This window comes from Sphaerisporangium flaviroseum, assembly GCF_039537005.1.
Lineage (GTDB): Bacteria > Actinomycetota > Actinomycetes > Streptosporangiales > Streptosporangiaceae > Sphaerisporangium > Sphaerisporangium flaviroseum.
This window is the reverse complement of the sequence record NZ_BAAAZR010000061.1, coordinates 41532-63026: the sequence shown is the minus strand read 5'-3', so window position 1 is coordinate 63026 and position 21495 is coordinate 41532. Positions and strand designations below refer to the sequence as shown.

Here is a 21495-nt window from a genome sequence, read left to right as displayed (position 1 = left end):
ACCCCGCCCGGTAGAGATTAATCTGTCCGTTAATGAGCCTTATGTCGTGTTGGCGGGGCTCCTGGGATGGCCGGAGAACAGCTGTCACAGGAACACCGTACATAACTGCTTAATCTGGGAATATGCGTTAAAGGTGCGCAGGAGTTTATCCGGTGGAGAGCAAGATTCTCCGGGTTTCGCGGTTCATGACGTCCTGTTTCAGGTACGGAAGCGTGTTCACGTCTCCGCCGAGAGCCGCCGTGCGGCCCGCTCGATGGCCGACTCCACCGCGCCGACCCGGTCGGCCAGGAGGCCGACGGCGCCGACGGCCCTGCTCATCGGATCGTCCTGCTCGCCCCCGAGCGCCCGCGCCCGCAGGTAACCCGCCTTCACCTCGGCCCACCGCCGTGCCTGCTCGTCGCTCATCGTGCCGCGCAGCTCGGCCAGTTTCAGCAGGTTGGCCTCGGCGCCGCCGGTGAGGGTCTGGGCCTCGCCCAGGTAGTGGTCGTCGATCAGCGCTTCCAGCTCCGCGTCGTTCATCACCGGCAGGATCCGCTCTGCCAGCTTGTTCATGTTGCGGTACGAGCCCTGCAACTGGAAGGGAGGCTCGGTGCGCGAGGAGTCCGCCTGCGCGGCCGAGGCGATGTACGCCTGGTTCACCGCCAGCACCACCCGCTGGACGCGCAGCAGCTTGCGCAGCACGGCCAGTATCTGGTCGAGCTCCACGGGAGAGTACGGGTGGGCGAGCTGGTCGGCGCGTACGGCCTGCTCCCCCCTCGCCAGGCGTACCAGCAGCCCCACGTCGCTCCCCTCCCTGGCCGACAGCGGCGCGAGCACGGGGTTGGAGGTCAGGGCGTTCTCGATGTAGCTCAGCGCGAACAGCTCGTCCTTGCCCGACAGGACGTCGCCCAGGTTCCAGACGTCGGCCCGGTTGGCGAGCATGTCGGGGACGCGGAACCGCCTCCCCGACTCGGTGTAGGGGTTGCCCGCCATGCACACCGCGAACCGCTTGCCTCGCAGGTCGTACGTGCGCGTGCCGCCGTCCCAGACGCCCTCCATGCGCCGCTGGGCGTCGCACAGGGAGATGAACTTCTGCAGCAGCTCGGGCGAGGTGTGCTGGATGTCGTCCAGGTAGAGCAGCACGTTGCTGCCCATCTCCAGCGCGAAGGAGATCTTCTCGACCTCCTGCCGCGCCGTCGCGTTCGGCGCCTCCGCCGGATCGAGCGAGGTGACGGCGTGCCCGAGCGAGGGCCCGTTGACCTTCACGAAGACCAGCCCGAGCCTGTTCGCGACGTACTCCATGAGCGTCGTCTTGCCGTACCCGGGCGGCGAGATCAGCAGCAGCAGCCCCATCTGGTCGGTGCGCCTGGTGTCGCCGACGGTGCCGAGCTGCTTGGCCAGGTTCGCGCCGATCAGCGGCAGGTAAACCTCGTCCAGCAGCCGGTTGCGCACGAACGCGCTCATCACCTTGGGCTTGTACTCGTCGAGCCGCAGGCGCGACCGCTCCCGGGACACCAGCTCGTCGCGCTGACGCTGGTAGGCGCGGAAGGCCGGCACCCGCTCGTCGCGGAAGCGCCGGGTCCGCGCGGCCAGCTCGTCGATGCGGAACTCAAGGCTCCGCTCCACGACGCGCCGGTGGGTGCCGAGCAGGCCTTCGACGGTGGCGGACACGGTGGCCGAGGAGTCGTGGCGGGGGAGCGCGGTGCCGCAGAGCTCGATGGCCACCGCCTCCGGCAGGTCCGCCGCCGTCCCGCCGGCCCCCGTGGCGGGCAGCGAGCACAGCCACGCCTCGACGAGCTGGTGCCGGGCCGCGAGGTCGTCGCCGAGCGCGCGCAGGTCCTCCTCGAACTCCTTGTACGACGTGGACGCCGGGCCGCCCAGAGCCTGGCGGAACCGGTCGAGCAGGGCACGGGCCCCGGCGCTCGTGACGAAGCCGAACGGCGCCGCCGACAGCTCCTCGAAGAGGTACTCGGCGGCCAGGTCGATATCGGTCCTCCCGGCGACCGGCCCCGCGCCGTCCAGGAAGCCCGCCATCGCGGCCGACAGCTCCCCGCACAACCGGGCGATGGCGCCGGAACCATCCGCGCCCTCGGACCCTCCGGCGGCGGAACGCCCGCCGCCCTCATGCCCTCCGGCGCCTGGGCTCGGTGCGGCCACGCGGCCGAACGTCGCACGCGCCCGGGCCAGCGACCCCGCCCGTGTGGACCACTTCGCCCGGGCGGGCTCGTCGGTGCCGAACGCCCAGAACAGCTGCGCCGCCGCACGCGCCGCCGGCGGGTAGCGCAGCAGCGCGCCGCCCGCGTGCAGGCGCAGCAGGGCGTCCAGGATCGCGGCGGCGTCGTGGTCGTGGACCCCGCGCTGGTAGCCCTCGTCGTACCTGGACTCGGCCACCCGGCGCACCACGCCGAGCAGGCCGCCGTCGGTGACCGCCGCCGCGTGCAGAGCTTCCAGCGACAGCCCTTCCCGGGACTCCTCGGCGGCGGCCAGGATCGACGCGGCCAGGTGCTCGGCCCGGTAGACCTCGGGCGACTCCGACACCAGCGCCTGGTCCCAGAACGGGCTGGTGGCCGCGAACGCCTCGTCGCGTACGGGGGAGCGGTAGTCGGTCCCCGTCACGGTGAAGGCCATCTTGCCCTCGTGCGGGACGAGCGTGAGGTCGAACGGCTGGGTGCTGACGGCGAAGCGGTGAGCGCCGAGCCGGATGGTGTCGCCGCCCTCGCCGTACAGGTCCTGGCGGTCGCGCAGCGTGCGGCCCGCCTCCTGGCGTGCGGCCTTGATCTGCCCGGCCAGCTCCTCGGCGCGCACCGGGTCTCCGAGGGCGCGCAGTTCGTCGGCGACGCCGCGCAGCTTCGCCACCATCGGATCGGAGGCGAAGTAGGTGTTGACGTCGTCGAGCGACGTCAACGTCGTGACCCGGCGGCGCACCCCGGCCAGGATCCGTTCCGCCGACCCGGCAAGACGGTCGGCCCGCCGGGTGCGCTCGTCGAGCAGGGCCTGCTTGCGCGAGGAGAACGCCTCGTAGACGTCCTCCCGCTTGGAGGTGAGGCGGGCCAGGAAGTCGTCGAACTCACCGAAGCGGGCTTCGAGGTTCTCCAGCTGCAGCAGGAGCCTTCCGAGCTGCTCGTCGCACCGCTCGGGGGTGTCGGCCATGGCGATGGCGCCGGTGACGGCCTGCCCGAGCAGGGAGAACTCGGCCGCGAACTGGGCGCGGCCCTCGACGGCCAGCAACTCCTTGCGGCGGGCGTCGAGGATCGCCCTCGCGCGGTTGACTCCGCCGATCACCTCGCCGATCCGCTCCAGGATGACCGTGCGGACCGTGGCGTCCGCGATGTCCAGGCCTCCGACCACCTCGGTGACGATCTCCAGGCCCTCGGTCTGCTCGGAGAGCCGCGCGCCGACCGGCTCGGCGTCGGCGACGGTGGTCACGGCCTCGGCGTCGGCGGCGAGCCGGTCCACCTGCTCGTGGTAGCCGGTGAAGGCGTCGTCGCCGCGCAGGAACCCCACCGCCCGCTGCGCGGCCCCGTCGAGCTCCGCCTCCAGATCGGTCGCCAGCGCGTCCACCCGAGACACGTCGACGAAGCGCAGCTCCCGTACGGTCATCAGGTTGCCCTGGGCCCTGCGCAGCTCGGCGAGGCGGGTGACCCACTCGCCCGCGCTCCTGGGCGCCTCGCCGTGCAGCCGCCGTACCATCGATTCGATACGCGAGGCGGTCTCGTCCAGCGTGGCGGTGGCCTGGCCGGTGAGGGCCTGCACGTTCTCGAACTCGTCCAGCACCTGCTCGGCCGCGGCCCGTACCGCCAGCAGCGGCGTGCGCAGATCGCCAAGCTCCTGCTCGCCGAGCCAGTGGTAGTGGTCGGACATCCGCTCGCAGGTGGCGATGAGCGCCTCGAACACGGCCGTGGACGGGCTCATCTCGTCGACCATCCGCATGATCGAGAGCGAGTCGGAGATGCCGCGTACGAGGTCGCCGTTGCCCACCCGCTCCAGGGGCCCGGTGCCGGTCGGCCGCTTGGCGGCGTAGGCGTCGGACAGGTACGGGGTCTGCCAGACCTGCATCGGATGGACCCGGGTCGGCTCCCTGGACTGCTCGCGGAACACGACCAGCGTGCCGTCCTCGAACAGCGAGTAGCCGTGGCAGGTGATCGGGTTGGCCACCTGCTTGCGGATCACGTTGTACGGCAGCAGCAGCGTCCGGCCCTCGGCGCGGGCGTGGAAGACGTACAGCACGTCCTCGCCGTTGGTGGAGCGCACGACCCGCTCGTACTCCAGGTCCGCCACGTCGGTGTCGAAGGTCTTGGTGACGCCCGTGGACAGGTGGTACCCGCCGGGGAAGATGATCCCCTGGTCCTCGGGCAGGCGCCGGCACGCCTGCCCGATGCCGTCGAGGCGTACGACGGTCCTGGTCCTGGTGTTGAAGACCAGGTGCCGCCACTCGGTCTCCTTGTACGGCTTGACGCGCAGCAGGATCAGCGGCCCGATCGTGGCGTGGTGGACGTCGGCGTCGGCCAGGCTCTGCAGCGGCTCCTCGACCGGCTCGCGGTAGATGCCCTCGCCGGACTCGGTGTTGTTCTCGATCTTGATGGTGAGGTCGCCGCCGACCGTCTCGACGAACACCTGGCCGCCGATGGAGATGTGCGGGTGGCGGCCGGGCACGTGGTCGTCGCGGGTCGTCTCGATCCACTCGAAGTCGTGCGACGGCGGGAAGACGTGGTCGCGCTCGCCGCGGTTGTCGACGTAGGCCACCGTGCCGTCCACGGCGACGGCCCACCGCAGCACCCGCACGTCCTCGGTGCGCGGGCCCGTCTGGAACACCGCCAGCAGCCTGCCGTCGGCGTGACGGAGCTGGAGCAGGCGGGTCTCGCGGTAGTACCGGTACAGCTCGGCGAAGTCACGTTGGAAGGCCGGGTCGCGCAGCAGCTCGGGAAGCTCGCCGCCGCCCACGTCGTCGAAGCGGAACGTCTCCCCGTCGCGGACGAACCGGTGGAGGGAGAACACGTCGTCGACGGCCGTCTCCGGCTTCAACCCGATGAACACGTTGTAGCCGAACAGCATGAGGCCGCCGACCGGCACGATGTCCCGGGGAACGCAGTTGTTCTCCGTACGGATCCGCTCGGTGCCGATCAGGCGCAGCTCGGTGCCGCCGAAGACGGCGAGGCGTTCGGTGTTGAGGGCCTCGGCCCGCCGGGCGAGCTCGGCCGCCTGCTCGGACAGCCGGGCCCGCAGCACGTCGTAGGTGCCCGCGTCGAGGGCCGGTGCCTCCGCCGCCGGGGCGGGGGCACCGGTGGGAGCCTCGGTCACTGCTTGGCGCCCGCGTTGCCGGCCGTCCCCACGGGGATGGCGGCGGCGCCGTTACCCGTGTTGAGGGTGGCGAGGGCGGAGACCGGTGCGTCGGCGACGCCGAGCCGCCGTGCGGTGTCCAGCAGCTTCGTCAGCGGCCCGGAGTCGGGACCGCCCGCCTTGATCAGCTGCAGGAGCAGCGCCGAGATGGTCAGGTTCTTCACGTCGGAGGTGCTGATCGAGCCGAGCAGCCGGGTGACGTCCTCGGGGAAGCTCGACGACCCGTCGAGCCACGGCCCCGCCAGCTTCCTCGCCACGTCGGAGTTCTCGACGAAGCCGTCCAGGCTCTTGCCCATGGCGATGGAGCCCATCAGCCGGTCGAAGAACACCCCGTCGCCGCCGACGATGCTGATGTCGGCCTTGTCCAGCCCGGCCGCCAGCATTGTGGCCTGCGACTCGGCGATGGAACGCTGGGCGTCCAGTCCGGCGATCCGCAGTTCCTTCTCGGCCTCCAGCCGCAGGCGGTACTCCTCGTGGGCGCGGGTGGCGTCGTCCAGCGAGGCCATGGCCGCGGCCTTCTCCGTGAGACCTTCGGCCTCCGCCTTGAGCTTCTCGCCCACCGCCGTGGCGGCCACCAGGGTCTTCTCGCGTTCGACCGCCGCTTCCGCGAGGCCCACCTTCTGGATGGCGTCGGCGTCCCGCTCGCGCACCTGCACCTGAGCCAGGCCGGCCGCGGCCGCCTCGGCCTGGACGCCCTCGGCCAGGCGGATCTTCGCCCGGGCGTCGAAGTCGGCGGCCTGCTGGCGGGCCTCCGCCAGCACCAGCTCCTCGCGGGCCCTGTGCTTGGCCGAGGCCTCGGCCGCCTCCGCGGCCTTGATGTCCTTGACCAGGCCCTCCTGCGCCTCGGCCTCGGCCTGGATCACCACCGTCTGGCGCATCCGCTCGGCCTCCTCGACGGCACGCAGGCGCTTGATGTTCTCCTCCTGCTCGGCCACGGTCGCCTCCACCGCGATCCGCTCGCGGATGATCTCGGCCATCGCGCGCTTCTCGGTCTCCACCTCCTTGTCCTTGGAGATGGTGGAGAGCTGCGTCTCGCGCTCGCGGGAGATGACCTCCAGCTGCCGGTCCTTCTCGATCCGCTCGGTCTCGATGGCGATGACCCGTTCCCGGTTCTTCTCCGCGACCGCGATCTCCCTGGCCTGGTTCTCCTGCTGGACGCCGAGCTGCTCGTCGGTGCGGATGAAGGCGGTCTGGGCCTTCAGCCGCTCCTCGGACTGCACCCGGGAGATCTCGGCCTCCTCACGGGCGCGCATGGTCTCGACCTCGCGCTTCTGCTTGATCTCCGCGTCCGCCTGCCGCCGCTCCAGCTCCAGGATCGCCTCCCGCGCGTCGACGTTCTGGCGGGTGATCTCCTTCTCCTCGTGGCGCTGGAACTCGTTCGTACGGACGTGCTCGATCGCGGTCAGCTCGGTGATCTTACGGATGCCCTGGGCGTCGAGGATGTTGGCCGGGTCGAGCTGCGCCATCGGCGTCTGCTCGAGGAAGTCGATCGCGGCGTCCTCAAGGCTGTAGCCGTTCAGGTCGGTGCCGATGACCTGGATGATCTGGTCGCGGAACTCGTCGCGCTTGGTGTAGAGGTCCACGAAGTCGAGTTGCTTGCCCACGGTCTTCAGCGCCTCGGAGAACTTGGCGCTGAACAGCACCTGCAGGGTCCCCTCGTCGCTGGCCCGTACGGTGCCGATGGCCTGGGCCACCTTCACCACGTCCTCCACGGTCTTGTTGACCCGGACGAAGAACGTGATGCGGATGTCGGCGCGGATGTTGTCCCGGCAGATCAGGCCCTCCTGGCCGGTGCGCCCGATCTCGATGGTCTTCACCGAGATGTCCATGATCTCGGCCTTGTGGAGCACGGGGAGCACCACGGCTCCGGTGAAGGTGACGTCGACCGCCTTCACCTTCGAGATGATCAGGGCCTTGCCCTGCTCGACCTTGTGGAACAAGCGGGTGATCACCACGAGCATGGTGATGACGATGATCAGGATGACGGCGAGGAGCACGCCGAAGCCGGTGGAGATGACGTCCAACTGGGATCCCTTACTTGGTCGGGGCGTCAGGGTCGAGTTCGGCGTCGTAGGGAGTGACCCAGAAGAACTCGCCGTCCGCGTCGTAGTCGAAGATCAGAGCGGTGCTGCCCGCACGCAGCACTTCTTCCGGTTTCCCGGGACCCACGCCCGGGTGGTGAGGTCGGTTCGGCGCCTGATCACGTGCGGTCAGGGGGCCGGGCCCGGTTCCGCCACGGGAGGCGGGCTCGTCGCCGAGCCCGTCCCGCAGCGCGTGGCTCGGCCACTGCATCTGCCTGACCTGTATGACGGCGGACGAGCCGTCGGACGCCCTGACCTCGGCCTGGCCGAAATCGGATCCCACCCGGCCCGTACGGATGACGCACACCCGGCCCACGAAGTCGCCGCGGGAGGGTGGCCTGTGAACGGTGAAGACGCGGCGCAGGGGCAGCACCAGCAGGCGGGTGACCAGCCAGGCGAGGGCGAGCGCCGCGATCAGCAGCGCGATCCGCATGCCGATCGAGGGGCCGTCGAGCAGGACCGTGCCGGCCAGGCTCGCGAACCACGAGAGGGCGATCAGCAGCGAGATCGTGACCGTCGCGGGCACCCCGCCCAGGCCGAGGCCCCCGAGGGGCCCCGCGTCGAGGCCCGCGTCGGTGGCGTCGTCCCCATCGAGGACGTCGAGGCCGGCCCCACCCAGCAACACGAGCGCCCAGTATCCGATGACGACGACCAGCAAGAAGCTGAACAGTACGGCGGGAAAATCCAGCGCCGTGGTGAAGAACTCCCCCATCGCCTTGCGGTGTCCCCCTAGTAACGGTTCCCCCGAACCTGTTAATGACTATATCGCCGCAAAGCCGGATTTATCGATCTTCCAGGGAAGTTGGGAGGGCTTCCAGGTATGCCCGGAAGGGGCACGTGTCCGGGGCGGCCATAATCGACGCATGGGTAACCGGGTTGTGATCATCGAGCACGAGGCCGAAGCCGGCCCCGGGTTCCTCGCCGGATGGCTGGCCGAAGCCGGGATGACCTGCGAAATCGTCCGGCCGTATCTCGGCGGACGGGTACCGGCCCTGGACGTCGCCGCGGACCGGCGGCAGGAGGGCGCCGGATTCTGGCTGGGCGGTCGCCCCGCCGACGGCCTGATCGTGCTCGGCGGCGCCGCCTCGGCATGGGACGACGAGGGATACCCGTGGCTGCCCGCCACGCGGGAGCTCATCAGGCGCTCGGTGGAGGCGTCGATGCCCACTCTCGGCATCTGCCTCGGCGCCCAGCTCATGACCCTGGCCTGCGGGGGAGAGGTCAGGCCCGGAGCGGCAGGGCTGGAGGTGGGCCTGCGGCCGGTGTCCCCGCTGCCGGACGCCGGGGACGATCCCCTCTTCTCGCGTCTCCCGCCGTCCCCGCGAGCCCTGCAGTACCACGGGGACGCCATGACGGTCCTGCCGCCCGGCGCGGTGCCGCTGGCGACGGGGGAGCCGTACCCCAACCAGGCCTACCGGCTCGGCGCCCGCGCGTGGGCCGTGCAGTTCCACCCGGAGGCGACCCCGGAGATCTTCCTCTCCTGGACCGGGCCCAACGCCGGGGAGCTGTCCGGCGCGGGGTTCGACGTGGCGGAGCTCGACGCGGAGGCGGTGGCCGCCCGCGAGGAACTGACGGAGACCTGGCGCCCCCTGGCCGAGGGGTTCGCCGCCGTCGTCGCAGGGCACCGCGAGTCCGTCGCGAGCTGACAGCCTCCTGGACCGGGCCGGCACCCCTGTCTAATCTCTGTGACCGGGCGATTACGTTGCGGAACCACTAACGACGGCATCGTGAGCGAACGGCTACTTTGGCCATGTGAACGCCGAGTCCCGTATGCAGACGACGGCCGGGCGGCTCGCCCGGCTGGGCTTCGTCGACGGAGCCCAGGCCGAGCGGCTTCTCGACGATCTCGGGCCCGAGGCCGTGGGCGATCTCGACCTGCTCGCCGCCCTGGTGAGCGCCGCCGACCCCGACCTCGCGCTCACCTCGCTCAACCGTCTCGCCGAGCGCGATCCCAGCGTCCTCGGCGCCCTCCGCGCCGACCCCGGGCTCAGATCCCGGCTGCTCGGCGTCTTCGGCCTCTCGGCCGCCCTCGGAGAGCACGTCGTACGGCACCCCGAGCACTGGAAGCTGCTCGAAGGCGAGTACGCCGTCCAGCGCATGCCCGAGAGGGACATGCGCGCCGAGCTGCTCGAAGCCGTCGGCGCCGACCCGTCCGAGGCCGAGCCCCAGGCCACACAGGCGGACACCGAAACGATGTCGGCCCTGCGCGTGGCCTACCGCGCCAGGCTGCTGCACCTGGCCGCGCGCGACGTCACCGGCGAGGTCTCCCTGTCACAGATCACCGCCGAGCTGTCCGACCTGGCCGGCGCCGCGCTGGAGGCGGGCCTCGCCATCGCCAGGGCCGACCATCCGGAGAGCTCCGACGTGCGGCTCGCGGTGATCGGCATGGGCAAGTGCGGCGCCCGCGAGCTGAACTACATCAGCGACGTGGACGTGATCTTCGTCGCGGAGCCCCGGGAGGGCGTCGACGAGACCAAGGCCCTCCAGGCCGCCACCAAGGTGGCGCAGGGCATGATGCGGGCCTGCTCGATGAGCACTCCCGAGGGGGCCCTGTGGGAGGTGGACGCGGCCCTGCGGCCCGAAGGCAAGGCCGGCCCGCTCGTGCGCACGCTCGCCAGCCACCTGACCTACTACCGCCGGTGGGCCAAGACCTGGGAGTTCCAGGCCCTGCTCAAGGCCCGGCCCATCGCCGGCGACCTGGAGCTCGGCCAGGAGTACGTCGCCGTGGTCAACGAGCTCGTCTGGCAGGCCGCCGCCCGTGACCACTTCGTGGAGGACGTCCAGGGCATGCGGCGCAAGGTCGAGGCCAACGTCCGCGCGAGCGAGGCCCACCGGCAGATCAAGCTCGGTCCCGGCGGCCTGCGCGACATCGAGTTCGCCGTCCAGCTCCTGCAACTGGTGCACGGCCGTTCCGACGGCCTGCTGCGCCGCCGGGCCACGCTGCCGGCGCTCGCCGCGCTGTCGCGAGGCGGCTACATCGGCAGGGACGACGCCAAGGCCCTCGCCGAGGCCTACACCTTCCTGCGGCAGGTCGAGCACCTGCTCCAGCTCCACCGCCTGCGCCGCACCCACGTCGTGCCGGAGAGCGCGACCGACCTGCGCCGCATCGGCCGCGGCCTCGGCATGGTCGTCGACCCGGTGGGAGAGTTCACCACCCGGTGGAAACGTCACGCCATGGAGGCGCGGCGGCTGCACGAGAAGCTGTTCTACCGGCCGCTGCTCCAGGCCGTCGCCAGGCTGCCCGGGGAGGAGGCCCGGCTGTCCACCGCCGCGGCCTCGGCCCGTCTCTCCGCGCTCGGCTACGCCGACCCCGACGGCGCCCTGCGGCACATCGCCGCGCTCACCAGCGGTGTCTCGCGACGGGCGGCCATCCAGCGCACCCTGCTGCCGGTCATGCTCGGCTGGTTCGCCGACGCGCCCGACCCCGACGCGGGCCTGCTGGGGTTCCGCCAGGTCAGCGACAAGCTCGGCACCACCCCGTGGTACCTGCGCCTGCTCCGCGACGAGACCGCCGTCGCCGAGCGCATGGCCCGGCTGCTCGGCACCAGCCGCTACGCCACCGGGCTGCTGCTGCACGCGCCGGACGCCGTGGCCATGCTCGGCTCCGACGCGGAGCTGAGGGTCCGTCCCAAGGCATCCCTCGCCACCGAGGCCGGCGCGTCGGTGCAGCGTCACTCCGCGGACGCCGAGACCGCCGTCGCCTCCGTGCGCGCTCTGCGCCGTCGCGAGCTGTTCCGCACGGCCGTGGCGGAACTGGTCGGCCGCATCGACATCGAGGAGGTCGGCCAGGCGCTCTCCGAACTCAACGACGTGACCATCCAGGCGGCCCTGGACGCGGCGATCCACAAGGTCTCCCTGGAGCGTCGCGGCGACTTCCCCACACGCTTCGCCGTCATCGCCATGGGGCGCCTCGGCGGGTACGAGTGCTCGTACGGCAGCGACGCCGACGTCATGTTCGTCCACTCGCCCCTGGAAGGCGTGGAGGAGAAGACCGCGACCGACGCGGCGCACGCCGTCGCCAACGAGCTGCGCCGCCTGCTCGCCCGCCCCGCCCCGGACCCGCCGCTGGAGATCGACCCGGATCTGCGCCCGGAGGGGCGCCAGGGTCCTCTGGTCCGCTCGCTCTCCTCGTACGCGGCGTACTACCGCCGCTGGTCGTCTCCGTGGGAGTCCCAGGCCCTGCTCCGCGCCCGCTTCTCCGCGGGGGACGCCGATCTCGGTGCCGAGTTCATGGACCTCATCGAACCGCTTCGTTACCCGCCGGACGGCATCGGCGACTCCGCGGTACGCGAGATCCGCAGGCTCAAGGCGCGCATGGAGGCCGAGCGGCTGCCCCGGGGCGCCGACCCGCGCCTGCACACCAAGCTCGGCAGGGGCGGGCTGTCGGACGTCGAGTGGCTGGCACAGCTCATCCAGCTCCGGCACGCCTACGAGGTCCCGGAGCTGCGCACCACCCGCACGCTGGACACTCTGCGCGCGGCCGTCGGGGCCGGGCTGCTGGCCTCCACCGACGAGGAGGTGCTCGCCGAGGCCTGGCGGTTCGCCAGCCAGATCCGTGACGCGATCATGCTGGTGCGCGGCCGGGCCGGTGACAGCATCCCCGTCGACGTGCGCGAGCGCATGCTCATCTCACGTGCCCTGGGCTACCCTCCCGACGGCTCGGAGGACTTCGTCGACGACTACCACAGGGCGACCCGGCGCGCCCGGGTGGTCACCGAACGCGTCTTCTACGGAGCGGAGTGACCGCCGGCGGCGCTTGACGAGGCCGGATATCCCCGAATGCTCCGCCTGGTGGAGCCGGAGCGCCGCCGGAAAACCCGGGCGTGACAACCGATCCGAGTGGATCGACGTCAGTTGATTGCGGCGACCGTCGCGGAAGGCGTGTCTACGGTCACAGGTGGTCTCCCTTGAACTCTGTATACATCGACCTGGCCATCGGCCTGGTCCTGGCGTTCCTGCTCTTCTCGATGCTGGTGAGCGGGTTGAACGAGGGACTCGTACGGCTGCTCGGCATCCGCGGCAAGTTCCTGTGGGCCTACCTGCGGGACACGCTCGACGGGCCCGACGGCAAGAAGTCCTGGATCCCGTCCACGATCGGGGAGGTCTTCGGGCGCCTGCCGTTCAGCAAGGACGCCCGGCCGGCGTTCAGCGACCTTCCCGCGCCGGTGCAGAGCACGGCCACCACCTGGTCGGAGCGCCTGTACGAACGGCTCCGCGAGATCGACCATCGCAAGGACGGCAAGACGAGCATCGCCTCGATCCCGCCCGGAAGCTTCGCGATGGCGGTGATGGAGATCGTCACCGGTGAGGGTGGCGTGCCGACCCTGCTGGCGAAGCTCAAGGAGGGCCACAGCCCTCTGTACGGGCCGCTGAACGGCGTGTGGGACACCGCCGAGGGCGACCTGGACGCGTTCCGCAAGGGTGTCGAGAAGTGGTTCGACGGCGAGATGCAGCGTCTGACCATGCTCTACCGCCGCTATGTCCGCTGGGTCATCGCCGCGCTGGGCCTGGTGCTGACACTGGTGTTCAGCATGGACTCATTGGAGTACGGCAGGGCGATCCTCACCGACAACGCCATCCGCGCCCAGGTGGCGGCCACCGCCGACGGCGGAGTGCGCTCGGTGTCGGGCCTTCGGGACAAGTGCCCTGACCACCCCAACGATCCGTATGCCTGCGTGACCGAGGTGCTGTCGGCCCCCGCCTTCGTCCAGATCGTGGGGAACGCCCCGGTGTCGGTGAAGATCCCCGACACCGGCAGCCCCAAGTGGTCCTGGAACGGCGGGGAGTGGCTCCAGCGCATGGTCACCCCGGGCCACTGGCCGGGCTTCCTGCTCACGTTCTTCGCCCTGCTGTTCGGCGCCCCCTTCTGGTGGGACATCTTCCGCCGCCTGACCGGCATCCGAGTCCGTGCCGGCGAGGCCACGAAGTGACGTCGTTGACCGCCCTAAAGGGGTCTAATTAGCTACATAACGTGACATAGCGGGAATGCCGTTATATGCCGAATCAGGTGCCAGGCTTGGCGTCCGTGCCGATCGCCTCGTGTGGAACCCCCAGGTCGGGGGGGTAGGAGAGACGTATCTCATTCCTCGGGGTTGGTTGGGGGGGCCATGGGGGGCTTGGCGACACGTGGTATCGGAGTGCTGTCACTGAGTGTGATCGCGCTCGCCGGGTGCACGCAGGGGGATACCAAGGTCGTGGCGCAGCCGGCGGCGAACAAGTCGGCGAAGCCCGCGAACGCGCAGGAGGCGCACAAGGCGGCGGTCGCCAAGGCGGCCAAGGCCAAGGCGAACGAGCTCGGGCAGATCCCGGTGCTCATGTACCACCGCATCATGCCCAAGGCGCCCGCCGGCTCAGACGACCGGACGCCGGAGCAGTTCCGCACCGAGATCGAACGGCTGGCCAAGGAGGGCTACGTCCCCATCACGGCCAGGGAGTACACCACCGGCAGGATCGGCATCCCCGCCGGGAAGCATCCGGTGGTCCTGACGTTCGACGACTCCTCGCCCTCACAGCTCACCCTGGACGGGTCGGGCAAGCCGAAGCCCGACACCGCCGTCGGCATCCTGCAGGACGTCTCCCGCAAGTATCCGGGATTCCGGCCGGTCGCCACCTTCTACGTGATCAAGGACATGTTCGGCACGTTCGGTCCTGAGGCGCAGGGGCAGGTCCTCGGGTGGCTGCGGGACAACGGCTTCGACATCGGCAACCACACGCGCGACCACCTGAACCTGCGCGGCCGGTCCAAGGAACAGGTCACCGAGCAGATCACGGCGGGCCACAAGCTGATCACTTCGTTGATCAAGGATCCGCCGGCCACGCTCGCCCTGCCGTACGGCAACCAGCCGAGCACCAAGGACTGGGCGATCAGGGGCGGAGCCGGGGACGTTCGCTACAACTACAACGGGGTCTTCCTGGCGGGGTACACCCCCGGGCCCTCGCCGTTCAGCAAGGACTTCGACCCGCTCGGCATCCCGCGCATCAGGGCCATGGACAAGGTCGGCGACTGTGCCCGCTTCTGTTCCACCGCCTGGCTCGACTGGCTGAACGCCCACCCGGAGGACCGCTACACCTCCGACGGCGACATCAAGACGGTGGCCTACCCGAAGTTCAAGGGCCCCTACGTGGCACAACACTTCCGCGCCTACACGCTGCCGTACTGAGTGACGACCGCGCGGTCAGTTCAGGTCGATCACCATGAGGACGACCAGGCCGATGAGGTGAGCCACCACGAGGAACACGATCAGGAAGACGAACACGAACTTGGCCGGCCCATGCTCGAAGTGCTGCCCCTCCTTGAGAGGAGGAAGCTTGGCGCGGCGTTCCGCGAGTCGCTCCTCGATGGGCTTGCGACCGAACATGGGGATTGCCTTCCGGTGAAAGTGGGCAGGCGCGATATCGCCCGCCGACCAAAAACCATAACGTCACAGACCCGCGGGGTATTTCTAGGGTGGGCGCCCACCGGGTGCCCCGATCAAGCGGGTGCCGGGAGGGCCTGCGCCCGTTCGTCCACGGGCGTCACCTCCTCGGCCGGTACCCCCGGTCACAACGGGCGGCGCGGCGCGAGCCGGCATCGGCCCGCGCGGCATTCTTCCAGGGTCTCCGCCGCGGCCTGCCGCGCCCGCATCAAGTCGGCGATCTTGGCGTCGAGGCGGTCCACCACCGCCTCCAGCCGCCACCGTTCGCTGTCGCAGGTGGTCCCGCCCTCATCATGCGCGGCCAGCACCGGTACCCCGGCCGAACTGCTCAACCGCCTGACCGGCAAGGGATTGACCTTCATCGGCGACCCCCTCCGCACCGAGCCCCAGACGACCACCTGACCCCGGCCCCCATGACCGTTGAGCGGCATTGGAGGTGAGGATGTGGCGACAGCGGGGTGATCACGGTGATGCCGGTTCTGCGGGGTGATCTCGGTTCCGTGTGGCCGTAACCGCTGGTCAGTTGCTCCACCAGCGGTTACGGCATGCCTCTCAGTCCAGATCGACCTGTAGTCCGCCGTGAGCGACGTCGATCTCTCCGGAGAAGATCTGCCGGGCGGCCTCCTCGATCATCTCGGGGGCCGTTCCCGGCCACAGGTGGGTGAGCAGCAGCTTTCCAACGTCGGCTTTGGCGGCGTTCTCGCCCGCCTGCCGGGCGCTCGACAGGTAACGGGCGGAGTCCTCGGGAACATGCTCGGCGTAGGTGGCCTCGGCCAGGAAGACATCGGCGTCGCGGGCCAAGGCGGTCAGGTCGGGACTCGGTCCGGTGTCTCCGGTGTAAGCCAGCACCTGGCCATCGGCGGACAGCCGCAGACCGGCATTGGGCACCCAGTGCGGCAGCAGCCAGGTATCCACCTGGAAGGGGCCGATCTCGAACCGGCCGCCGGCGGTGAACTCGTGCACCCGGTAGGCACCGCGAAGCGACCCCGGCCCGTCCAGGGCGAGGACCGCGTTGAGGGCGTCGGGCGGTGAGTACACCGGCAGCGCGGGGGCCGCGTCGCCGGCGAGTGCCCGGGCTCGCAGCAACGGATGCAGGTCGGCGCAATGATCGGGGTGACCGTGGCTGACCAGCACCGCATCGATCTCCTCTGCGGCCCTCAGTGCCAGGAGGCGAGGATGGGTGGCATATCCGGGGTCCACCAGGAGGCGAAACCCGTCCTGCTCGACCAGATAGCCACTACAGGCCTGTCCGGCTGCCGGCCATGCGCCGCAGCCGCCCAACACGGTGATCCGCATGTCGCTCACTCTACGGTCGAACTCCTCAGACCGTGATCACCAGGCGGTTCTCCAACGGATCAACTCGCACGATCTCGACGAGCCTCATGGGCAACCCGGGGGGCGCGATGGTGCGTCACTACGGCGACAGGTTCGCGACAGGAGGCGGTACGTGGCGGAACGGGCAGAATTCATGGACTTCGTGGCAACACGGTCCGATCGATTGTTACGCACCGCGTACCTGCTGACCCACGACTGGGCGGCGGCCGAGGATCTCCTGCAGGAGGCCCTGGCCAAGGTGTGGTTCGCCTGGTCGCAGGTGGACACGCCGGAGCCGTACGTCCGCAAGGTCCTGGTGACCACCTACACCTCTTGGCGGCGCCGCAGGTGGCGGTGGGAGCTGCCGACCGATGACCTGCCCGGAGAGCACGTGGCCGGCGCCGCCGGCGACCTCGGCGAGCGCGAGCTGCTCTGGCGCGCCGTGGGCAGACTCCCTGCCCGCCAGCGCGCGGTCGTGGTGCTGCGCTTCTATGAAGACCTCCCGGTCGCGGAGGTGGCCGAGCTGATGGGCTGCTCGCCGGGCACGGTCAAGAGCCAGACGGCCAAGGCGCTGGCCAAGTTGCGGGGAGATGAGTCGATCATGACGGAGGTGTCGTTGTGAGTGTCCAAGATCTGCGCGAGCTGCTGCGGGAACGCGGTGACGGTGTCCCGCCTCATAACCCGGTACGCCAAGCACAGGTGGAGGCGCGCATCCGGCGTCTCAGGCATCGAAGGACGATGGTGGCAGGAGCGACAACGCTGATGGTGGCCGCAGCGGCCTTGTCCGGCGCTCTGGCGATATCCCAGAATCAGGAGCAGAGCGCGGCGGTGCAGCCGGTGGTGACCGCCTCGGCTTCCACGGGCCTGCCTGAGCGGTTCACGGCCACGGACGGCGTGCCGTACCGGCTCTTGGGACAGACCACGCTCAAGGTGCCCCTGCACAAGAAGGGCACCTTGACGGTCCCGAGCACCGGCAAGCCCTTTGACCTGGCCGCGACCTGCACAGGCGGCAGGCACGCCATCACCCCGCAGATCCGGGTCGGTGGGCGGCCGCTGGGCGCAGGCGGACTCGGCCCCTGCGTGAAGGGCGTTCAGCTCCTCGCCCTTCCCGTGCCCAAGGGCGCCAAAGAGGTCACCGCGACCTTCGACGCCACCACGGCGCGCAGTGGGTGCGTGCGCTCCAAGCCCAGCGGCTCCTGCACCCCGGTCGCCGAGGAGGAAGGCGCCTGGACTTTCGGCATCTACGAGTGGATTCCTCCGGGCACCGCTGTCGAACCGGGGCCGGTCAAGGCGTTCCCCCATGTCAAGGGCTACCGGGCGCTGCGGACCACGACCGGCTTGTGGCCGCGAGACCCCTCCACGACCCTGCACGTACGCGGCGGCCAGACGGTCGGCGCCGACCAGCTCTGCTCCGGCGCACTGGCCGCCAGGCTGTCGTACACGCTCCTGCTGAACGGCAAGCCCACCGGTGTAGGCGGCCAGTGCGGCGTATGGGAGAAGGGGTCCTATCCGATGGCCATGTCCCTTACCGAGATCCCGCCGGGCAAGGACGCCGAACTGACCATTCGCTGGTCGATGCGAGGCCCTGACGGCAACCGTCCCGTCCGCTGGTCAGCGGGATTCTGGGAACAGATCAAGTAACGGCCACCACCGAGGCCCCCGCTCTTTCTGGTGGTGGGCATCCGCCGCTGAGTTGGCGGGTGGACCCCCTTGCCCTCCGCGGAGCGGGATCATGAGCTGGGCGGGCAGCCACGGTGGCCCCGTCAAGTGGGTGCCGGGTGGGCCTTGAAGCGATAGATCTGGCGGTGCCTGTCCTTGTGATGAGTTCCGCTCGGTGCATGGGTCGCGACCCGCCTGCGCATGTCGGATGGATCGTGACCCGTCCTCACCTGGCAGATGGAACCGCGCCGCGCTCTATGGAATGGCCTCAGGCGGGGCGGGTAGCAAACTCGGTGCCCGTCAAACGGGCACCGGGTCGGCCTTCATAGACCGAATCCACCCCATGCCCGTGATCCGCGCCAAGTGGACGGGATGATGTACACGACATATCGTGAGTTATCGAGGATCTGAACCCGACGGACATCCGTCCGCAAGGAGAATTCACATGTCCAGCACCCCCAAGAGCCCGAAGTCGCTCGTGCACGAGCTCTTCCAGGCGGTGACCAAGCTGTCCTCGGCCGTCATCGGCAAGCCCATCAACCCCGGCCCTGTCGTGGACCCCCGTCACGGCTGGAAGAACGCCACGGACCCGGGCCGCCGGCGCCGCTAGAGCGGTACCACGTCCTGCGCTTGGCATGGCAGGACAGGCCTCGCATGCGAAAGGCCGCCGGCCCCGTCCTCGCTCAGGCGGGCGGCCGGTGGCCTCACGCGCGGAACGAGCGACCATCGGAGCCTGGCAGGAGCCTGATACCTCTGGGACCCTGCTGCCTACAGCCATGCTGCGATCCGCCAGGCAGGCCGCGATTCGCTCGACACCCGGCCCGGAACCCACGACTTACGGCACTACCTCACGCGCACGACTCAATGTCTCCTGAAGATTCCCAGCATGGGACGTCGGGCGGAAGGAGAATGGAACTGAGGGTGCGCGGGCTTCGAGGTCAGGTCCTCGTCGTCTGCCGCGCTTACCGTCACCTCGGAGTTGAGCTCCGTCAGGCCGAGGCCGAGTTGGCTGTACAGCTCTAGCTGGTCGTAGTATTCACGGTGCGTGGTGATCTTGCCGCCCTCGACGTGGCAGGCGCAGGTGGCGCGGATAGTGACGTGGCAGCCCGTTGGTCCGATTTCCCGCCCATCCGGCCGAAGGAAAGGTCCGGTATGGGTGCCGGTGTACGTCCATTCCGTGACGGAGGGGTTATCGCAGTCGCCGAGCTCGAACCATGCCGTTTCGTGAAAGTCGTCGAACGCCTTGAAGAACTGCTCATAGAACCAGGCGATCTGATCATGTCCCTCTGCGACCCCTGCCGGTGTCACGTAGACGGCGTCCGGGCTGTAGCAGTCGAGCACTCTCCGCAGGTCGTGAGCGTTCACCGCGTCGGTCAGTCGGTGCTTGAGATCCCAGTAGGTCGACATGGGTTCGCCTTCGGCTATCGAACCTGACGATTACTTGATCTTACCCAGGGACGAGTCGGCTACCGGTCCCGGTGACGTCTCGCACAGACCAAAAGGCGCTAAATGGTCTCCCCGCTGACCCAAGAGACAGCGCACAATGCGAAAAGCCCGCGGCAAGGTCCAAGACCCTGCCACGGGCTTTCGATTCCACGACTTACGGCGCCCCATGGCACGCACAGCGAACACGCAGGTCACCGTACGTGCGAGCCGTCACACGTCGTAGTAGAGCTCGAACTCGTGCGGGTGTGGGCGGAGGCGGATCGGGTCGATCTCGTTTTCGCGCTTGTAGGCGATCCACGTCTCGATCAGGTCGGGGGTGAACACGCCGCCTTCGAGCAGGAACTCGTGGTCGGCCTCGAGGGCGAGAAGGACCTCCGGCAGCGACCCGGGAACCTGCGGAACCTGACCGGCCTCCTCGGGAGGAAGCTCGTACAGGTCCTTGTCGACCGGCTGGGCCGGCTCGATCTTGTTGCGGATGCCGTCGAGACCCGCCATGAGCTGTGCGGCGAACGCGAAGTACGGGTTGCAGGACGGGTCCGGCACGCGGAACTCGATGCGCTTCGCCTTGGGGTTGGACCCCGTGATCGGGATGCGGATGCAGGCGGAGCGGTTGCGCTGGGAGTAGACCAGGTTGACCGGCGCCTCGTATCCCGGCACCAGACGGTGGTAGGAGTTCACCGTCGGGTTGGTGAAGGCAAGAAGTGCGGGCGCGTGCTTGAGCAGGCCGCCGATGTAGTAGCGCGCCATGTCGGACAGACCGGCGTAGCCGACCTCGTCGTAGAAGAGCGGTTCCCCGTCCTTCCAGAGCGACTGGTGGCAGTGCATGCCGGAGCCGTTGTCCCCGAAGATCGGCTTGGGCATGAAGGTCACCGTGTGGCCGTACTCGACCGCGGTGTTCTTGATGATGTACTTGTACAGCATCAGGTTGTCGGCGGTCTTGAGCAGCGTGCCGAACTTGAAGTCGATCTCGGCCTGGCCGGCGGTGCCCACCTCGTGGTGCTGCATCTCGGTCTCGATGCCCGAGTCGATGAGACGGCGGACCATCTCCGAGCGCAGGTCGGTGAAGTGGTCCATCGGCGGAACCGGGAAGTAGCCGCCCTTGTAACGGGGCTTGTACCCGAGGTTGCCGCCTTCCTGGGCCTTGCCGGTGTTCCAGGCGCCTTCGATCGAGTCGATGTGGTAGAAGCTCTCGCTCGCGCTGCTGGCGAAGCGTACATCGTCGAAGATGTAGAACTCGGCCTCGGGGCCGAAGAACACGGTGTCCGCGATGCCGGTGCCCTTGAGGTACTCCTCAGCCTTGCGAGCGACGTTGCGCGGGTCGCGGCTGTAGGCCTCGCCGGTCAGCGGGTCGTGGACGAAGAAGTTGATGATGAGCGTCTTGTGCTGGCGGAACGGGTCGACCACGGCCGTCGACGGGTCGGGCAGCAGCAACATGTCCGATTCGTGAATGGCCTGGAACCCGCGGATCGACGAACCGTCGAACATGAGTCCGTCGGTGAAGACGCTCGCGCCGAAGTTCTCCACGGGGAAGGTGAAGTGGTGCGTCGTGCCCGGCAGGTCGGTAAACCTGACGTCGACGAACTGCACCCCTTCGTCCCTGATGAACTTCAGGACGTCGTCGGCGGAGCTGAACATCCAACCTCCCAGGGGCACGGGCTTGCAGACTCGAAGGTAGGCCTGTGCCGTTTCCACCCCATGTCTCGTTTGTTTCACGGATGTTAAGCGGAGGGGGGTGTGCCGCTGAAAGGACCACTACGGCTCGTGGTTATCTTACCTGCATGGCCAAGGAACCGAGATGGACCCAGACGTGGATCAGCGGGACCCGCGCCGCGGGTGTCGAACTGGGCTATCCGGGCGAGAGGCTGGGCCTGCCCAAGGAAGGGAGCGGGTCGGTCGCGGGGTTCGGCAGGCGCATCGGCGCCCTCACCATCGACTGGCTCATCTGCACCTGGGCGATCGGCCGGGGAATACTGGGCGCCGACCCGCGGAGCGCCGGCTGGGTCGGCCTCGCGATCTTCGCCCTGGAGTACATCCTGCTCGTGGGCACGCTGGGATCGACGTTCGGCATGAAGCTGCTGGGCATCCGGGTCGCCGCGCTCGGCGGCGGCCGTCCGGCGTTCGGCCTGGTCCTGCTGCGCACCCTGTTGCTCTGCCTGGCCGTGCCCGCCTTGATCTGGGACCGCGACCAGCGCGGCCTCCACGACCGCGCCGCCCGCACGATCGTCGTCCGCGACTAGAGGGATACACGGCCGCGCCGCGCAGTG

16 protein-coding genes are annotated in these 21495 nt (G+C 69.4%); 8 read left to right on the top strand and 8 right to left on the bottom strand.

The genetic code is table 11. From position 1 onward, the window contains the following. Positions 1–216: 216 nt before the first annotated feature. The 3 genes from ABD810_RS39100 to ABD810_RS39090 all read right to left on the bottom strand — a co-directional run bounded on the left by ABD810_RS39100 (position 217) and on the right by ABD810_RS39090 (position 8109). Positions 217–5277 (bottom strand): DNA repair ATPase, encoded by a 5061-nt coding sequence (locus ABD810_RS39100; RefSeq protein WP_344953017.1) that lies wholly within the window; start codon positions 5275–5277, stop codon positions 217–219. Further along, entirely contained in the window at positions 5274–7277 is a 2004-nt protein-coding gene (locus tag ABD810_RS39095) for a flotillin family protein (protein WP_425567048.1), read from the bottom strand. The genes ABD810_RS39100 and ABD810_RS39095 overlap by 4 nt, the downstream gene beginning before the upstream one ends. A 73-nt stretch (positions 7278–7350) precedes the next feature. After that, complete coding sequence (locus ABD810_RS39090; RefSeq protein ID WP_344953013.1) at positions 7351–8109, bottom strand: hypothetical protein; 759 nt, start codon at positions 8107–8109, stop codon at positions 7351–7353. Between the two features lie 151 nt (positions 8110–8260). Between ABD810_RS39090 and ABD810_RS39085 the strand changes: the two genes are divergently transcribed. The 4 genes from ABD810_RS39085 to ABD810_RS39070 all read left to right on the top strand — a co-directional run bounded on the left by ABD810_RS39085 (position 8261) and on the right by ABD810_RS39070 (position 14557). Continuing rightward, positions 8261–9043 carry a type 1 glutamine amidotransferase gene (locus tag ABD810_RS39085; RefSeq protein WP_344953011.1) on the top strand — a complete coding sequence of 261 codons (783 nt, stop codon included), beginning with the start codon at positions 8261–8263 and terminating at the stop codon, positions 9041–9043. 124 nt (positions 9044–9167) lie between these two features. After that, on the top strand, positions 9168–12140 hold the full coding sequence (locus ABD810_RS39080; RefSeq protein ID WP_344953009.1) for a bifunctional [glutamine synthetase] adenylyltransferase/[glutamine synthetase]-adenylyl-L-tyrosine phosphorylase: 2973 nt from the start codon (positions 9168–9170) through the stop codon (positions 12138–12140). Positions 12141–12304: 164 nt separating this feature from the next. Beyond that, the gene (locus ABD810_RS39075) at positions 12305–13327 is read left to right on the top strand and encodes a hypothetical protein (protein ID WP_344953007.1); all 1023 of its coding nucleotides are present in this window, start codon (positions 12305–12307) and stop codon (positions 13325–13327) included. A gap of 207 nt (positions 13328–13534) precedes the next feature. Next, positions 13535–14557, top strand: coding sequence for a polysaccharide deacetylase family protein (locus tag ABD810_RS39070; RefSeq protein ID WP_344953005.1), 1023 nt, complete (start codon positions 13535–13537; stop codon positions 14555–14557). A 15-nt stretch (positions 14558–14572) separates the two neighbouring features. Here ABD810_RS39070 and ABD810_RS39065 read toward each other — a convergent pair whose 3' ends face one another. The 3 genes from ABD810_RS39065 to ABD810_RS39055 all read right to left on the bottom strand — a co-directional run bounded on the left by ABD810_RS39065 (position 14573) and on the right by ABD810_RS39055 (position 16108). After that, positions 14573–14755 (bottom strand): hypothetical protein, encoded by a 183-nt coding sequence (locus ABD810_RS39065; RefSeq protein ID WP_344953003.1) that lies wholly within the window; start codon positions 14753–14755, stop codon positions 14573–14575. A gap of 182 nt (positions 14756–14937) precedes the next feature. After that, entirely contained in the window at positions 14938–15174 is a 237-nt protein-coding gene (locus tag ABD810_RS39060; protein WP_344953001.1) for a hypothetical protein, read from the bottom strand. 190 nt (positions 15175–15364) lie between these two features. Next, a complete protein-coding gene (locus tag ABD810_RS39055) occupies positions 15365–16108 on the bottom strand; it encodes an MBL fold metallo-hydrolase (protein WP_344953055.1) in 744 nt (247 codons plus the stop codon). 151 nt (positions 16109–16259) lie between these two features. On the opposite strand from ABD810_RS39055, the gene ABD810_RS39050 reads away from it, so the two are divergent. From ABD810_RS39050 to ABD810_RS39040, 3 genes are all read left to right on the top strand, one after another. After that, a complete protein-coding gene (locus tag ABD810_RS39050) occupies positions 16260–16748 on the top strand; it encodes a SigE family RNA polymerase sigma factor (protein WP_344952999.1) in 489 nt (162 codons plus the stop codon). Beyond that, positions 16745–17767: a hypothetical protein gene (locus ABD810_RS39045; RefSeq protein ID WP_344952997.1), complete on the top strand. Its 1023-nt coding sequence runs from the start codon at positions 16745–16747 to the stop codon at positions 17765–17767. Before ABD810_RS39050 ends, ABD810_RS39045 begins: the two co-directional genes overlap by 4 nt. Positions 17768–18230: 463 nt before the next feature. Next, positions 18231–18395, top strand: coding sequence for a hypothetical protein (locus ABD810_RS39040; RefSeq protein WP_344952995.1), 165 nt, complete (start codon positions 18231–18233; stop codon positions 18393–18395). 251 nt (positions 18396–18646) lie between these two features. Here ABD810_RS39040 and ABD810_RS39035 read toward each other — a convergent pair whose 3' ends face one another. Both ABD810_RS39035 and glnA read right to left on the bottom strand, forming a co-directional pair. After that, the gene (locus tag ABD810_RS39035) at positions 18647–19192 is read right to left on the bottom strand and encodes an ester cyclase (protein ID WP_344952993.1); all 546 of its coding nucleotides are present in this window, start codon (positions 19190–19192) and stop codon (positions 18647–18649) included. A 249-nt stretch (positions 19193–19441) separates the two neighbouring features. After that, complete coding sequence (gene glnA / locus ABD810_RS39030) at positions 19442–20866, bottom strand: type I glutamate--ammonia ligase (RefSeq protein ID WP_344952991.1); 1425 nt, start codon at positions 20864–20866, stop codon at positions 19442–19444. 143 nt (positions 20867–21009) lie between these two features. On the opposite strand from glnA, the gene ABD810_RS39025 reads away from it, so the two are divergent. After that, a complete protein-coding gene (locus tag ABD810_RS39025; protein WP_344952989.1) occupies positions 21010–21468 on the top strand; it encodes an RDD family protein in 459 nt (152 codons plus the stop codon). Positions 21469–21495 lie beyond the last annotated feature (27 nt).

Excerpts from the sequence above, each read along its gene's own strand:
- ABD810_RS39095 (WP_425567048.1), bottom strand. The coding sequence starts at position 7,277 with ATGCTCGTGGTGATCACCCGCTTGTTCCACAAGGTCGAGCAGGGCAAG.
- ABD810_RS39055 (WP_344953055.1), bottom strand. The coding sequence starts at position 16,108 with ATGCGGATCACCGTGTTGGGCGGCTGCGGCGCATGGCCGGCAGCCGGA.
- ABD810_RS39025 (WP_344952989.1), top strand. The coding sequence starts at position 21,010 with ATGGCCAAGGAACCGAGATGGACCCAGACGTGGATCAGCGGGACCCGC.
- ABD810_RS39085 (WP_344953011.1), top strand. The coding sequence starts at position 8,261 with ATGGGTAACCGGGTTGTGATCATCGAGCACGAGGCCGAAGCCGGCCCC.
- glnA (WP_344952991.1), bottom strand. The coding sequence starts at position 20,866 with ATGTTCAGCTCCGCCGACGACGTCCTGAAGTTCATCAGGGACGAAGGG.
- ABD810_RS39040 (WP_344952995.1), top strand. The coding sequence starts at position 18,231 with ATGTCCAGCACCCCCAAGAGCCCGAAGTCGCTCGTGCACGAGCTCTTC.
- ABD810_RS39065 (WP_344953003.1), bottom strand. The coding sequence starts at position 14,755 with ATGTTCGGTCGCAAGCCCATCGAGGAGCGACTCGCGGAACGCCGCGCC.
- ABD810_RS39090 (WP_344953013.1), bottom strand. The coding sequence starts at position 8,109 with ATGGGGGAGTTCTTCACCACGGCGCTGGATTTTCCCGCCGTACTGTTC.
- ABD810_RS39080 (WP_344953009.1), top strand. The coding sequence starts at position 9,168 with ATGCAGACGACGGCCGGGCGGCTCGCCCGGCTGGGCTTCGTCGACGGA.
- ABD810_RS39035 (WP_344952993.1), bottom strand. The coding sequence starts at position 19,192 with ATGTCGACCTACTGGGATCTCAAGCACCGACTGACCGACGCGGTGAAC.
- ABD810_RS39060 (WP_344953001.1), bottom strand. The coding sequence starts at position 15,174 with ATGAAGGTCAATCCCTTGCCGGTCAGGCGGTTGAGCAGTTCGGCCGGG.